Source organism: Pseudomonas kribbensis, assembly GCF_003352185.1.
GTDB classification, from domain to species: domain Bacteria; phylum Pseudomonadota; class Gammaproteobacteria; order Pseudomonadales; family Pseudomonadaceae; genus Aquipseudomonas; species Aquipseudomonas kribbensis.
Genome location: NZ_CP029608.1, coordinates 4,947,406 through 4,961,865, shown reverse-complemented (window position 1 = coordinate 4,961,865; position 14,460 = coordinate 4,947,406). Strand labels below are relative to the sequence as shown.

General features: G+C 62.0%; 15 protein-coding genes. 10 read left to right on the top strand and 5 right to left on the bottom strand.

Annotation, left to right across the window (positions count from 1 at the left end; all coding sequences use genetic code 11):
- Positions 1–97: 97 nt before the first annotated feature.
- On the bottom strand, positions 98–1,018 hold the full coding sequence (locus tag DLD99_RS22615) for a LysR family transcriptional regulator (RefSeq protein ID WP_114885154.1): 921 nt from the start codon (positions 1,016–1,018) through the stop codon (positions 98–100).
- 114 nt (positions 1,019–1,132) lie between these two features.
- On the opposite strand from DLD99_RS22615, the gene DLD99_RS22610 reads away from it, so the two are divergent.
- Together DLD99_RS22610 and DLD99_RS22605 are read left to right on the top strand one after the other, a co-directional pair.
- Complete coding sequence (locus DLD99_RS22610; protein WP_114885152.1) at positions 1,133–2,011, top strand: MBL fold metallo-hydrolase; 879 nt, start codon at positions 1,133–1,135, stop codon at positions 2,009–2,011.
- A gap of 46 nt (positions 2,012–2,057) precedes the next feature.
- Positions 2,058–2,672, top strand: a complete 615-nt coding sequence (locus tag DLD99_RS22605) for an NAD(P)-dependent oxidoreductase (RefSeq protein ID WP_114885150.1) — start codon at positions 2,058–2,060, stop codon at positions 2,670–2,672.
- A 60-nt stretch (positions 2,673–2,732) separates the two neighbouring features.
- Here the strand turns inward: DLD99_RS22605 and DLD99_RS22600 are convergent, their stop codons facing one another.
- Positions 2,733–3,611: a LysR substrate-binding domain-containing protein gene (locus DLD99_RS22600; protein ID WP_114885148.1), complete on the bottom strand. Its 879-nt coding sequence runs from the start codon at positions 3,609–3,611 to the stop codon at positions 2,733–2,735.
- Positions 3,612–3,750: 139 nt separating this feature from the next.
- On the opposite strand from DLD99_RS22600, the gene DLD99_RS22595 reads away from it, so the two are divergent.
- The 6 genes from DLD99_RS22595 (at position 3,751) to DLD99_RS22570 (ending at position 11,162) form a co-directional block, all read left to right on the top strand.
- Positions 3,751–5,388: a 5-guanidino-2-oxopentanoate decarboxylase gene (locus tag DLD99_RS22595; RefSeq protein ID WP_114885146.1), complete on the top strand. Its 1,638-nt coding sequence runs from the start codon at positions 3,751–3,753 to the stop codon at positions 5,386–5,388.
- Positions 5,388–6,836 (top strand): aldehyde dehydrogenase family protein, encoded by a 1,449-nt coding sequence (locus DLD99_RS22590; RefSeq protein WP_208647537.1) that lies wholly within the window; start codon positions 5,388–5,390, stop codon positions 6,834–6,836. Before DLD99_RS22595 ends, DLD99_RS22590 begins: the two co-directional genes overlap by 1 nt.
- Before the next feature lie 215 nt (positions 6,837–7,051).
- A complete protein-coding gene (locus DLD99_RS22585) occupies positions 7,052–8,155 on the top strand; it encodes an ABC transporter substrate-binding protein (protein WP_085730221.1) in 1,104 nt (367 codons plus the stop codon).
- 182 nt (positions 8,156–8,337) lie between these two features.
- The gene (locus tag DLD99_RS22580) at positions 8,338–9,246 is read left to right on the top strand and encodes an ABC transporter permease (protein WP_007960163.1); all 909 of its coding nucleotides are present in this window, start codon (positions 8,338–8,340) and stop codon (positions 9,244–9,246) included.
- Entirely contained in the window at positions 9,243–10,091 is an 849-nt protein-coding gene (locus DLD99_RS22575) for an ABC transporter permease (RefSeq protein ID WP_114885142.1), read from the top strand. The genes DLD99_RS22580 and DLD99_RS22575 overlap by 4 nt, the downstream gene beginning before the upstream one ends.
- A 15-nt stretch (positions 10,092–10,106) precedes the next feature.
- Positions 10,107–11,162, top strand: coding sequence for an ABC transporter ATP-binding protein (locus DLD99_RS22570; protein ID WP_007960168.1), 1,056 nt, complete (start codon positions 10,107–10,109; stop codon positions 11,160–11,162).
- Here the strand turns inward: DLD99_RS22570 and DLD99_RS22565 are convergent, their stop codons facing one another.
- Positions 11,163–12,104 (bottom strand): AraC family transcriptional regulator, encoded by a 942-nt coding sequence (locus tag DLD99_RS22565; protein ID WP_114885140.1) that lies wholly within the window; start codon positions 12,102–12,104, stop codon positions 11,163–11,165.
- Between the two features lie 335 nt (positions 12,105–12,439).
- On the opposite strand from DLD99_RS22565, the gene DLD99_RS22560 reads away from it, so the two are divergent.
- Together DLD99_RS22560 and DLD99_RS22555 are read left to right on the top strand one after the other, a co-directional pair.
- Positions 12,440–12,793, top strand: coding sequence for a putative quinol monooxygenase (locus DLD99_RS22560; protein ID WP_085709576.1), 354 nt, complete (start codon positions 12,440–12,442; stop codon positions 12,791–12,793).
- Positions 12,794–12,836: 43 nt separating this feature from the next.
- Positions 12,837–13,079: a hypothetical protein gene (locus tag DLD99_RS22555; RefSeq protein WP_096818378.1), complete on the top strand. Its 243-nt coding sequence runs from the start codon at positions 12,837–12,839 to the stop codon at positions 13,077–13,079.
- Positions 13,080–13,085: 6 nt separating this feature from the next.
- On the opposite strand, the gene DLD99_RS22550 is transcribed toward DLD99_RS22555, so the two are convergent.
- Both DLD99_RS22550 and DLD99_RS22545 read right to left on the bottom strand, forming a co-directional pair.
- Entirely contained in the window at positions 13,086–13,715 is a 630-nt protein-coding gene (locus tag DLD99_RS22550) for a flavin reductase family protein (RefSeq protein ID WP_114885139.1), read from the bottom strand.
- Positions 13,716–13,843: 128 nt separating this feature from the next.
- Positions 13,844–14,161 carry a hypothetical protein gene (locus DLD99_RS22545; RefSeq protein WP_114885136.1) on the bottom strand — a complete coding sequence of 106 codons (318 nt, stop codon included), beginning with the start codon at positions 14,159–14,161 and terminating at the stop codon, positions 13,844–13,846.
- Between the last annotated feature and the right edge of the window lie 299 nt (positions 14,162–14,460).

Below are 14,460 nucleotides of genomic sequence, written 5' to 3'. Positions count from 1 at the left end.
GTACTACTTTCAGCATAGGCCAGAGGGGAGCAGCTGCAAGCTTTGAGTTGAAAGCTTCAAGATTGAAGCGGGACGCAACGGGCTGTTCGCTTGCAGCTTACGGCTTGTCGCTTGCAACTGCCTTATCCCATTGCGGATTTTCGGGAAAGCGCAGTACCAGGAAATCCAGCATGCTGCGCAGTGCCGCCGGCATGTGCTTGCGTGAGGCGTACACCGCGTAGATGTTCATCCGCCGAGGTTCGGCGTTGGGCAGCAGGCGCACCAGTTCGCCGCTGTGGATATGCACCCCGGCCTGATAGGTCGGCAGCATCGCCACCCCGGCACCGGCGAGGGTCGCGCGCAGCAGGGTGCTGGCCTCGTTGGCGCTGATGTTGCCCTGCACCGGCACCGAGACCGGCTCGCCGTCCTCTTCGAAATGCCACAGGCTCTTGCCGAAATAGGAGTGGGTCAGGCAGTTGTGCCGGCTCAGATCTTCTACGCGCTGCGGTTGTGGATGTTCCTGCAGATAGGCGGGAGCGGCGCAGACCACCGAGCGGCAGACCGTCAGGCGCCGGGCGATCAGGTTGGGGTCGAGGTCGTTGCTGGTGCGGATCGCCAGGTCGATGCGTTCGTCCACCAGGTTCACCGTGCGATCGAGCATTTGCAGGTCGATATTGACGCCGGGGTAGCGTTTGACGAACGCAGCCATGGCATCGGCCAGTTGCGCCTGGCCGAACGAGGTGCTGACGCTGATTCGCAGCAGACCCCGTGGCGCATCGTCGGGCTCGCTGACGGCGGCTTGCATGTCGCTCGACAGTTCCAGCATCTGCCGGCAGCGCGGCAGGATTTCGTTGCCGGCCGCGGTCAGGCTCAACTTGCGTGTGGTGCGGTGCATCAGGCGCGCGCCGACCCAGTCTTCCAGTTCCGCCAGATACCGCGACACCACTGGCCGCGACAGGTCCAGATGATCGGCCGCCGCCGACTGGCTACCCAGATCCACCACCGTGACAAACACCCGCATTGCTTGGAGACGATCCATGATTTGCCCGCTTTCAGAAACAAACTATGTTTAAGCATCGCATTTTTTGTAACGAGTCTGGCAACTAAGCTCTGTCCCATCGCCAAGCACGGCATTCGAACAGCGGAGCAACCCATGATCGGCTTCACCACTCTCAAGCGCGTTTTACTGGCCACCGCCACCCTCGGCTTTGCTGCCCACGCAGCGGCCGCGAACCTGAGCCTCGACGTCTACAACCCGGGCACCAACGCGATCTTCCCGGTGACCTCGGTGCTGGTCAGCGGAGAGAAGGACGCGATTCTGGTAGACGCGCAGTTCGGCAAGTCCCAGGCCGAGCAAGTGGTGGAAAAGATCCGCGCCAGCGGCAAGCAACTGACCACCATCTACATCAGCCACGGTGACCCGGATTACTACTTCGGTCTCGACACCCTGACCAAGGCCTTCCCGAACGCCAAGGTGCTGGCCTCGCAGCCGACCGTTGATCACATCAAGCAAACCGTCGACGGCAAACTCGCATTCTGGGGCCCGAAAATGGGCGCTGACGTTCCGGCCAAAACCATCGTGCCGGGTGTGCTCAAGGGCGACAGCCTGATGCTCGAAGGCCAGAAACTGCAGGTGGTCGGCCTGGAAGGCAAGCAACCGGATCGCAGCTTCGTGTGGATTCCATCGCTGAAAGCCGTGGTCGGTGGTGTGGTAGTCGCCGAGAACATCCACGTCTGGATGGCCGATACCCAGACTGCACAATCCCACGCCGACTGGCTGGAAACCCTGCACTCGATCGAAACCCTGAAACCGAAAACCGTGGTACCGGGTCACTACCTGGGTGACAGCGCCCGTTCGCTGGCCGCCGTGAAGTTCACCGCCGATTACATCAAGGCCTTCGACGAAGAAACCGCCAAGGCCAAGGACTCTGCCGCGCTGATCGTCGCGATGAAAAAACGCTACCCGAAACTGGGCGAAGAGAGCTCCCTGGAGCTGAGCGCCAAAGTCGCCAAGGGCGAAATGAAGTGGTAACCCGATTCTGAAAAACGCAGCACTCTCAAGCCAACTGGAGAATGTCATGAGCAAGATCGCAATCATTGGTGCCACCGGACGTGCCGGCAGCCAATTGCTGGAAGAAGCCCTGCGTCGCGGCCACAGCGTCACCGCCATCGCCCGGGATACCTCGAAGATCGGCGCCCGTGCCGGTGTGGTCAGCAAGAACGTCGACGTGCTGGATGCCGCCGCACTGCAAGCGGCAGTCGCCGGTAACGATGTGGTAATCAGCGCCGCGCATTTCGCCACGGTGCCGGCCAGCGCGCTGATCGGCCCGGTGAAACAGGCCGGAGTGAAACGTCTGCTGGTGGTCGGCGGTGCCGGTTCGCTGTTGCTGCCGGACGGCACCCGCGTGATCGACAGCGCCGGTTTCCCGGCCGAGTACAAGGTTGAGGCCAGTGCTGGTGCAGCGTTTCTCGATGCCTTGCGTCAGGAGAAGGAGCTGGACTGGACGTTCCTGTCGCCGTCGGCGTTGTTCTTCGAAGGCGAGCGCACCGGCAAGTTCCGCGTCGGCAAGGATGACTTGCTGGTGAGCACCGAAGGCCAGAGCTCCATCAGCTTTGCCGACTACGCGATTGCGCTGATCGACGAAGTGGAAACGCCGAAGCATTCGCGTCAGCGGTTTACTGTCGGTTACTGAATCTCAACACCGATCCAATGTGGGAGCGAGCTTGCTCGCTCCCACAGGATATTGGGGTGTTCACCGCGTATGAGCCTGCTCCACCAGCCACCCCATCAATTCCTGCAACTTCGCCGACGGCTCCGACGCCGGCGCCACGATGTAATAACCCGATCCCGTCTTCACCTTCAGATCGAACGGCATCACCAGTCGCCCGGCGTTCAAGTCATCGCCGATCAACGACCAGTCGCCGATCGCCACCCCGGTCCCGTGGGACGCCATCGACATCGCCTGATCCAGCGTCTCGAAATGCTGACCGCTGCTGATGTTGCTCAAGTGCAGTTCGGCGGCTTCCAGCCATAGCGTCCAGTCGTCATCGGTGTGGGTCGGGTGCAGCAGCAAGTGTTGTTGCAAGTCTGCCGGTGTATGCAGGGCCGGCCCACCGTTGAGCAGCGTCGGCGAGCAGACCGGCGTCAGTTGTTCATCGAACAGATGCAGCGTGGCAGGGGAGTCGTGGGGCGCGGTGCCGTAGATCACCGCCGCGTCGAACTGCTCGCGATGAAAGTCCACGCCGTGTTGCAACGACGCCGTGAGTTTCACCGGCACGTCCGGGCGCTCGCGCTGCCATTGCAGCAGGCGCGGCAACAACCAGCGCATCACGCAGCTCGGGGCCTTGAGTTGCAGGGTTTCGCGCTTGGCGCCGATCTGTTCCATCGAGTCGCCGATCAGGCTGAATACCTGCTGCACCCGTGGCAGCCATTCGCGACCTTCGGCTGTCAGTTCCAGGCCCCGGGCTAGGCGAATGAACAACTCATAACCCAGATGTTCCTCCAGCCCGGCGATCTGCCGGCTCACCGCACCTTGAGTGATGTGCAACTGCTCGGCGGCCCGGGTGAAGTTGCAGCACTGCGCGGTGATCAGAAACGTATGCAGGGCGGGCAGGGGAGGCAGTCGTTTCATGTGGATCCAAGGTATGACGTGAGGACATGGCTAGTATGAGCTTTTATCGATTGTTGCGGCTACGGGTCGCCCGTTTCAATGAGGCCAATCACCGGTTCCCTTAAGGCCCGGTGCCTCAACGAACAAGAAGGGCAAAGACATGGCGACGTGTGGCGAAGTACTGGTCAAGTTACTCGAAGATTATGGGGTCGAGCAGGTGTTCGGCATTCCCGGGGTGCATACCGTGGAGCTGTATCGCGGGCTGGCCCGTTCGAGCATCAACCATGTGACTCCGCGTCACGAGCAAGGCGCCGGCTTCATGGCCGACGGCTACGCCCGCACCAGCGGCAAACCGGGTGTGTGCTTCATCATCACCGGCCCGGGCATGACCAACATCACCACCGCCATGGGGCAGGCTTACGCCGATTCGATCCCGATGCTGGTGATCTCCAGCGTGCAGTCGCGCAGCCAATTGGGCGGCGGTCGCGGCAAGCTGCATGAACTGCCGAACCAGAGCGCACTGGTCGGTGGCGTGGCGGCGTTCTCTCACACCCTGATGTCGGCGTCCGAATTGCCGGGCGTGCTGGCCCGTGCGTTTGCGCTGTTCCAGGCCGGGCGTCCGCGTCCGGTGCACATCGAAATTCCGCTGGACGTTCTGGTCGAAGAAGCCGACGAACTGCTGAGCAATGTGCCGGTCAACATCGACCGCGCCGGTGCCGCGCCGGCCGCCGTGAGCCGCATGACCGAACTGCTGGCCGGCGCCCAGCGTCCACTGATCCTCGCCGGTGGCGGCGCCATCGACGCGGCTGCCGAACTCACCGAACTGGCTGAACTGCTCGATGCGCCGGTGGCTCTGACCATCAACGCCAAAGGCATGTTGCCGTCCAGCCATCCGCTGTTGATCGGTTCGACTCAGAGCCTGGTCGCGACCCGCGCCTTGGTGGCGGATGCCGACGTGGTGCTGGCGATCGGCACCGAACTGGCGGAAACCGACTACGACGTGACCTTCGCCGGCGGTTTTGAAATCCCCGGCAAGTTGCTGCGCGTCGATATCGATCCGGACCAGACCGTGCGCAACTACCCGCCTTATGTGGCGCTGGTGGCCGATTCGCGCAACGCCGCACAAGCATTGCTGAGCGCGCTGTCGCACAAGCCGCTGGCCGAACGCCGCAACGATTGGGGCCAGGTACGCGCCGCCCGTCTGCGTGAAGACCTGGCCGCAACCTGGGACGCACCGACGCTGGCTCAGACCCGGTTCCTCGAAACCGTGCTGCACGAACTGCCGAATGCGGTGTTCGTCGGCGACTCCACGCAACCGGTATACACCGGCAACCTGACGTTCAACCCGGAGCGTCCGCGTCGCTGGTTCAACTCGTCCACCGGTTACGGCACCCTCGGTTACGCCTTGCCGGCGGCGATTGGCGCGTGGCTCGGTGGCCACCTCGAACACGGCGCACGTCCGCCGGTGGTGTGCCTGATCGGCGACGGCGGTCTGCAATTCACCCTGCCGGAACTGGCCAGCGCCGTGGAAGCGCGCACGCCGGTGATCATCCTGCTGTGGAATAACCAGGGTTACGAAGAGATCAAGAAATACATGGTCAACCGCGCCATCGAGCCAGTGGGCGTGGACATCTACACCCCGGACTTCATCGGTGTTGCCAAGGCCCTGGGTTGCGCGGCGGAAGCGATCAGCTCGGCTGAACATTTGCGTGGCGCCCTGCGCGCCGCCACCGATCGTCAGGGCCCGACCCTGATCGAAATCGACCAGACCCAATGGATGAAGGCGGTGGCCAAATGATGAATTTCCCGACCACACTCGACGGCCTGTACATCAACGGCCAATGGTCCGCCGGCCGCGAACACCTGCGCGTGATCAACCCGGCCACCGAAGCGCTGCTGACCACGGTCAACGGCGGCGACGAAAGCGCCGTCAATCAAGCGGTGACGGCAGCGACCGAAGCCTTCAAGGACTGGTCGAAAACCACCGGTGCCGAGCGCGGCGCGATCCTGCGCAACATCGCCAATGGCGTGCGTAGCGGACGTGATCACTTGATGAGGTTGCAGTCGAGCAACAACGGCAAACCGCAGTTCGAAGCGGGCATCGATGTCGACGACGTGATCGCCACCTTCGAGTACTACGCCGAACTCGCCGAAGGCCTCGATGCGAAACAGGACAGCGATGTGCCGTTGCCGAGCGACGACTTCAGCGCACGCCTGCGCCGCGAACCGTGCGGTGTGGTCGGCCTGATCGTGCCGTGGAATTTCCCGATGGTCACCACCGCGTGGAAACTCGCGCCAGCCCTGGCCGCTGGTTGCTGCGTGGTGCTCAAGCCGTCGGAAGTTACGCCGCTGCCGGAACTGGAACTGGCGACCATCATCGCCGAATCCGGCCTGCCCAAAGGCGTGTTCAACCTGGTGTGCGGCACCGGTCTGGCGGTCGGTGCGCCGCTGTCGGCGGATCCGCGCATCGCCAAGGTTTCCTTCACCGGCAGCAACGCTGTCGGTGTGCAAGTGATGCAGCGCGCCGCCGAATCCGTGAAGGGCGTGAGCCTGGAACTGGGCGGAAAATCCTCGCTGCTGATTCTGGAAGATGCCGACCTTGATCTCGCAGTAGAGCTGGCCTGCGGCGGCGGTTTCTTCAACGCCGGGCAGATGTGCTCGGCCACCAGCCGGGTGCTGGTCGCCGATGAACTGGCCGATGAATTCCTGATTCGTTTGCAGGCCCGTGCGGAAAAAATCCGTGTGGCCGACCCGTTCGATCCTGAAGTCGAGATGGGCGCGCTGGTCAATCAGGCGCAGTACCAGCGTGTGCTCGGTCACATTGACCGTGGTCTGAGCGCGGGTGCCAAGCTGATTTGTGGCGGCAATCGCCCGGCGGATCTGCCGCGCGGCTATTTCTTGCAGCCGACGATCTTCACCGAAGTGCCCCTCGACAGTGCGCTGTGGTGTGAAGAGATCTTTGGCCCGGTGATCTGCGTGCGCAGTTTCGCTTCGGAGGCCGAGGCGATTGCCCTGGCCAACGACAGTCAGTTCGGTCTGGTGGCCAGCGTGGTCACGCGCAATGCCGAGACCGCAGATCGGGTCGCCAACGGCTTGCAGGCGGGGCTGGTGTGGCTCAACGCGCCGCAGGTGATCTTCCCGCAGACCGCGTGGGGCGGCTACAAACAGAGCAGCATCGGCCGCGAACTGGGGCCGTGGGGCCTGGCGGCATTTCAGGAAATCAAGCACGTGATCCGCGCGCTCTGAATGCCCGAAAAAGGTCAGCGCATGCCTCGCAACGAGGCATGCGCCGGCGTCATGGCTCCAATGAGTTTTTATCGATAGTCAGGTGTTTTGCACGACCTCAGGATGAACCCGCTGATCACGTTCAAGCCCTTTTAAACCGGGGGCTTGAGCGGTCCGATCACGCACGGCAAGGGTTGCGGTCAATCTCATACTTACAAGAATAATGGGAGTCCCAAATGGGCGAGCACGATCTGAACAGGCGTCAATTCATCAAAACCGTCGGCGTGGCCTCGGTGGCTGCGGCGGCCATGAGCATGCCCTTTATCCGGGCCAGTGCCAGCGACACCCGCTTTGCCGGCAAGACCCTGCGCCTGCTGACCTGGTCCGATGACACTGGGCTGGCCGCACTGCGCAACATCGCTGCAACGTTCGAAGCCAAGACCGGCGCCAAAGTGATTGCCGACCGCACCGGCAGCACCTCGGAAATGGTCGCCAAACTCAAGGCCGGCGGTGATCGTCCGCAGTACGACATCATCACCCTGGCCGGGGTCGGCGCCGAAGGTCTGGCCGCTGCCGGACTGCTGGAAAAACCCGACCTCAACCGTATTCCCAACCTGATCGACGTCCCGGAAAAATACCGCACCGGGGCCAACGGTCACGGCATCGGTTACCTGCTGTGGTGCAACAGTCTGGTCTACAGCACCCGCACCCAGAAGGAAGCGCCGGACAGTTACGCCGCGCTGTGGGACGCCGATCTGGCACCGAATATTTTCCTGCCGCCGCCGAACTGGACCGAGGCGATGGACCTGATCATCATCGCCGCCAAACTGGCCGGTGGTGACGAGCACAACATCGAACCGGGCTTCAAGAAACTCGCCGAACTCAAGGAACGCGTGGTGACCCTGGGCGAAAACCCCAACCAGATTGCCGAGCTGTTCCGCACCGGCTCCCTGGACATGGGCGGTCTCTACGCCCCGGCGTTTTTCCCCAAGCAGATCCGCGATCCGAACTACGGCCTGGGCGCCACGTTCGGCATGAAGGAAGGTTTCTACACCGACCTGATGCTCTCGGTGATGCCGAAGAACCGCCCGGGCGACACCGACCTGGCCTACGCCTTCATCGACCACTCCCTCGACCCGCTGGTGCAGGGCAAGATGGCCGAGGACATCTTCAACGGCCCGGTCAACGCCAAGGCGATCATCTCCGCCGAAGCGCGCAAGAGCCCGTTCATCCTCACCCCAGAGCAGATCGCGGAGAAGGCGATCATGCACGACAACGCCTTCCTGGCGACCGTGCATGACCAGTGGATTCGTCGCTACACGGAAATTTTTTCTTCCTGATCGAGTGACGTACACAGGCGCTCAAACACTGAAAGTTCCTGTGGGAGCGAGCCTGCTCGCGATAGCAATCTGTCAGCCGACATCGTTGGTCAATGTCAGTCCGCAATCGCGAGCAGGCTCGCTCCCACAGAGGGCCAAGGTGAGCTTGAAGCCGTTGTTTTTCCATTGACGAGATCATTGCTATGGAACATCAATCCCTGACCCAACCGGTCGGCGCGGGTGACGTGCGTCCGGCGCGCGGTGTTTCACCGACGGCGCGGGCGTGGTTTTTCCTCACGCCGTCGATGCTGTTTCTCGGCGTGCTGATTGCCGCCAGCCTGCTGGTGTTGCGCATGAGCGTCGGCACCAAGGGCGCGGAGTGGTCCGGTTTCAGCCTGGCCAGTTACGCCCAGTTGCTCGAACCCTACTACCTCAAATCGTTGCTGCTGACCTTGCGTCTGGCGCTGATCAGCGCGGTGATTGCTGTGGTGCTGGCAATCCCGGTGGCGTACACCATGTCGCGCCTGACCTCGCCGTTCGTGCGGCGGATCTTTCTGGCGGCGGTGCTGTTGCCGTTGCTGGTCAACCTGTTGCTGCAAAGCTACGGCTGGCTGGTGATCCTCGGCCCCGGCGGCATGCTCAACCAGACCCTGATGGGCCTCGGTCTGATCAAGCGCCCGATCATGTTGCTGTACAACCAGAACGGCGTGTTGATGGGTCTGGTGCAGACCGCGTTTCCGTTGGCCGTGCTGCCGATTGCCAGCGCCATGCGCGGTGTCGCCCGCAGCTACGAAGAAGCTGCTGCGACCCTTGGCGCCAGCCGTTTCCAGGTTTTCCGTCAGGTGGTGTTGCCGATGAGCCTGCCGGGGATCATCACCGGCGCGACGCTGGTGTTCGCCTACAACGCCAGCAGCTTCGTGGTGCCGCTGCTGCTCGGTGGTCGTCGCGTGCCGATGCTCGCGGTGATGGTGCATGACCAGATCGCCCCGCTGATGAACTGGCCCGCCGCGTCCGCCGCCGGGGTGGTGCTGATTGTCACCACGCTGGCGATCATGACCTTGTCCGAATACATCACCGGCCGCCGTCGCCGCCTGCTGGAGGCTTCGCAATGAGTGCCCTGATCAAGAAGCGCCAGTCGATGTTGCCGGGCGATACCGGCAAGTTTGCCGGCATCCTTTCCGGGATCATTTTGTTCCTGGCGGTGTTGCCGATCCTGACGATGATCGTGATGTCGTTCAGTGGCGCGTCGAACCTCGACTTCCCGCCGAGCAGCTACAGCCTGCAGTGGTACAAGGCGGCGTGGCACACCTTCGTTTCGCCGGATGCCAGCGATGTGCTGAGCCTCGGCCAGGCCATGGGCACCAGTCTGCTGGTGTCGTGCCTGACGATGATTTTCGCCACGCTGATCGCGGTGCCGGCGGCTTATGCGCTGACCCGTTGCGAGTTCCGTGGTAAGGGTGTGGCGCTGCAACTGATGTCGCTGCCGCTGGTGTTTCCGATGGTGGTGCTGGGGCTGGCCTTGCTGCTGGTGTTCGACAGCCTGCCGTTCCACATGACTACGTCGCGTCTGGTGATTGCCCACGTGATTCTGGCGCTGCCGTTCGTGGTGAAGAACTGCACGGCGGCCATGCTTTCCATCGGCAGCGAAGTCGAAGAGGCCGCGCAGATGCTTGGCGCTTCGCCGTTGCGCGCCATTGTCGATGTGGTGGTGCCGTTGATGAAATCGGGGATTCTGGCGGGGATGCTGCTGGCGTTCATCGTCTCGTTCAACGAATTCACCGTGACCTATTTCCTCTACACCATCGACGTCATGACCGTGCCGATCTGGATGTACAGCCGCACCGTGTCATCGCTCGACCCTACCGTGTTCTCGTTTGCCGTGCTGATCGTGCTGATCGACTTCGTCCTGATCTGGGCGCTGGAGAAGCTGGTGGGCGAAGGCGGCGTTTCCTTCTGATTTTGAGGTGATTTTATGTCTGGTCTGATTCTGGAAAACGTCGAGAAACACTACGGCTCGGCCTGCGCGGTAAAAGACGTCAACCTGCATTTGCCCGAGGGCAAACTGGTGTGCTTCCTCGGCCCGTCGGGCTGCGGCAAGACCACCTTGCTGCGAATGATCGCCGGGCTGGAAACCCTTACCGGCGGCGAGATTCGCCTGGACGGCGAGGACATCGGCCACACCCCGGCGCACCTGCGCAACTTCGGCATGGTGTTCCAGTCGCTGGCGCTGTTCCCGCACATGACCGTGGGCGAGAACATCGCCTATCCGCTGAAACTGCGGGGTGTGAGCAAGGCTGATCAACAGGCGCGGGTGGTGGAGTTGCTGGAATTGATCCAGCTGCAACCGATGATCGACCGCCCGGTGGCGAAACTCTCCGGCGGTCAGCGTCAGCGGGTGGCGATTGCCCGGGCCATTGCCTCGCACCCGAAAATCCTTCTGCTCGACGAACCGCTGTCGGCGCTGGATGCCAAGTTGCGTGAGTCGATGCAGGTGGAAATCCGCCAACTGCAACAACGCCTGAACATCACCACCATCATGGTCACCCACGATCAACGCGAGGCCATGACCATGGCTGACATCGTGGTGGTGCTGGGCGAGCATCGCGTGCAGCAGGTGGGTACGCCGATCGAAATCTACCGCCATCCGGCCAACGAGTTCGTCGCGGATTTCATTGGCTCCGGCAATATCTTCCCGGCCACCGCGCTGGGCGATGGCAAGGTCGTGCTGCCGGGCGGCGATGCCCTGCAAGTGCCGATCTGCAGCAGCATCGTGGTCGGGCAGAAAGTGAAAATGCTGATCCGTCCCGAAGACCTGCAACTGTCGGCGCCCCAGGCCACGGCGGGCAATCGCCTGCTGGGCAAGGTGACGTTCGTGCGGGACATCGGCGCGACCATCGAGACCACGGTGGAATGTTCCGGGGTGACCTTCACGGCGCTGAGCACACCGTGTCAGGGCTTTGGTTTGGGGATCGGGCATCCGGTGTCGGTGACGTTGCCGAGTGAGGCGTGTCGGGTGTTGGGCGCCTGATCAGACCGTGAGTCGCAAGCGCGCCAGATCCCTTAGCGGCGGCGCGCCGAACAACCGGCTGTACTCACGACTGAACTGCGAAGGGCTTTCATACCCCACCCGATACCCCGCCGCCGAAGCTTCCAACCCCTCAGCCAGCATCAAACGCCGCGCCTCCTGCAGGCGCAGCTGCTTCTGATACTGCAACGGGCTCATCGCCGTCATCGCCTTGAAACGATGATGCAGAGTCGAGACGCTGAGGTTCACTTCCTTTGCCAGATCATCAATGCGCAGCGGTTGCTCGAAGTTGCCGTTGAGCCATTTGATCGCCTGGCTGATGCGGTGGCTCTGGCTGTTGGCGATGGCGATTTCGTACAGCCGATGGCCCTGCGGGCTGCGCAGCAGGCGATAGAGAATTTCCCGGCGGATCAGCGGCGCGAGCATGGCGATGTCTTTCGGTGTGTCGAGCAGTCGGGCCAGACGCAGCACCGCATCGAGCATCGCGCTGTCGATCCTTTCTACATACAGACCGCGCCCGGTCGGCCGGGTCGGCACGCCCATGGGGCCGGCGTCGGCGATCAGCGCGGTGATTTCCGCCGGGTCGATGTCCAGGCGCACCGCGAGGATCGGCTCCTCGGGCGAGACATTCACCACCCGACCGCTCAACGGCATCGAGACCGAGACCACCAGATAATTCAGCGGATCGTAATTGAAGTATTCGTCCGCCAGCCGAACCTCCTTGCGACCCTGGGCCATGATGCACAGCGCCGGTTGCGCGAGCACCGGGGCGAAATCGTGGGATTTTGTGTGGCGCGACATGAACAGCGAGCCGACGGCGGTGGCATAACTGCCATCTTCGGAGGTGTTGCGGCGAATGATCGCCGCCAGTTCCTCGCGGTGCTTTTCCATGTCGGCTGCCATGTCGGCATCGCGCGGCGCCTGAAAACGATCGAATGACGTCATGCACAGCCTCCTCGGCAAGGGATGGAATGGGAGCAGAGCATAAGTTTGTGCAAGCGCAAGCGGTAGACACATCCTGCGAAATGCTTGCCTGATCCTGCATGGCGTTGTGTGCCTGCCCAGACATGACAGGGCGCATCCCGGCAAACTTGCTCGAAACCGGTGTGACAGGACGGTGACAGCAATTCACGATCTGTTACAGGTCTGGAAGACAGTCTCGCAGGATTGTGCAACGCGGCGGCAGGAATCGACTAACGGCGAGCATTGCCCGGGCCTTAACCTTGGATCCTGTCGCAGCCCGTCCCCGGCTGCCACGCGACTCCCTGGGAGGGTTGAACATGTCCAAGCAGATTCCCGTCAGTCATATGGCCTTCGTTCGAGCGCGCGCCGGGCGCTCGGCGGAACTCGGCATGCGCCTGAGCGCGCTGATCGAACCGTCCCGCGCCGCCGCCGGTTGCCTGAGCTTTTCCTTGCAGCATTCACAGTGTGATCCGGAGTTGTGGCTGGTTTCCGGTTTCTGGAATAACCAGCAGTCGATGACCGCCTATTTCAGCAGCCCGTCGATGGAAGTGTTTGCCGAGCTGGTGCAGGACCTGGTGGTCAACAGCCTGGATTTCCACACGTTTAAAGACGTGTCGGCAGCGCAGGCGCTGGGCCAGAGTTGCGCGCCGATACACAAACTCGCCGGTTGAGGGTTTAATGGCCGGCCTATCTGACTGAGCCAGGACCTGCGACATGGCACGTAAAGAGTTCGAACACTTCGAAGCGGTTTCCGCTGTAGTCCCCGTCGAGTTGGGCAGCAACAAGGGTTATCACGCGGCAATCGCGGTCAAGGCCCTGGTCGACGGCGGTGCGCCACGCTTTCACAAACTGTTGAATGACCAGGTCTTCCCTGGCGCCATTGCCGCCGATGAAGCGGCCATCAATGAGCTGGACAAGCTCAAGGGCGTCACTGATGACGCCGAGCTGATCTGGTAACTCTGTTTACTTGACGGCGCCCGGGCGCCACATCTTGAACAATGCCTCCGGCCCCAGCTGGAAGTAATCCGCCGGCCCGCCGCCGCGCAGAATCGGTTCTGCGGCGGCGGTGTCGTAGATCCCGTCCTTCAACAGCCATTTGGCAATGTGCACGGCAACCACTTCGCCGAGCACCAGCCAGCTCGGCACCGTCTCGCCGTCGGCGCGCTGCAACTGAATGATCTGCGTGACCTTGCACTCGAAGGACACCGGGCTTTCGGCCACGCGCGGCACGGCAATCACCTTCGACGCCACCGGCGTCAGCCCCGCCAGTTCGAACTCGTTGACCTCGGGCGCGACGGCTGCGCAGCTCTGGTTCATCTGCTCGGCCAGCGGCCGGGTGGCGAGGTTCCAGACGAACTCGCCGGTCTGCTCGATGTTGTTCAGGCTGTCTTTGCGTCCGACGCTGGAGAACCCGATGATCGGCGGAATGTAGTTGAACGCGTTGAAAAAGCTGTAGGGCGCCAGGTTCAGCTTGCCCTCGGCATCCTGCGAAGAAATCCAGCCGATGGGACGCGGACCGACGATCGCGTTGAACGGATCGTGGGGCAGGCCGTGGCCGTTGGCCGGTTCATAGAAATGGATGTCATCGGGCATGGCGGGGTGTTCCTGAAGGCTTTTATAAGCGGCCAATAGTGCAAGTCCGGTCCGCGAAGATCAAATGCCGACCTTTGGAAATGAACAAGCCCGGCAATGGCCGGGCTTTGGTGTCTGCATTCTGCCGATCAGCTGATGGCAGCGGCGGTACCGGTTTTATCGAAACCGTCAGCCGCGATGGCAGCGGCGGTGCCGGTCTTGTCGAAGCCGTCGGCTGCGATGGCGGCAGCAGTACCGGTCTTGTCGAAGCCATCGGCAGCAACGGCTTTGCCGACGTTGGTTTTATCGAAACCATCGGCAGCGTAGGCGCCCGAGTGGCTGGTTTCGATGGCGGCGCTGGCGCCGTTGATGAAATCGGCGGATTTGGTTTTGTCCGAGCCATCGGCGGCGAAGGTGTTGGCAGCCAGTACGGACAGGGTCAGGGCGAGGATCAGTTTGGTTTTCATGGTCGTTCTCCAGATTCGAAATTCGTTGGCGGTGTGTCTTGCATGGGGTTCATGCTACGCCAACTAAATTGATTAAAAAGCGCAAAATAATGCTAAAAACAATCGATTAACTTGATATTAAGGGCGACGCATTCAATTCGTCTCGTCGTGGGAGCGAGCGACGCGCAGTCAATCGATCAGGTAAGTGCAGGATGCGGCAGGGGCATTAACCGGTGATTAATCGCCGCTTTTGGGCTGTGTGACAGATTTTTCATACATTCCCGACCGGTTTTTCACCCTCGTAACGCCAGTCTGCCGGC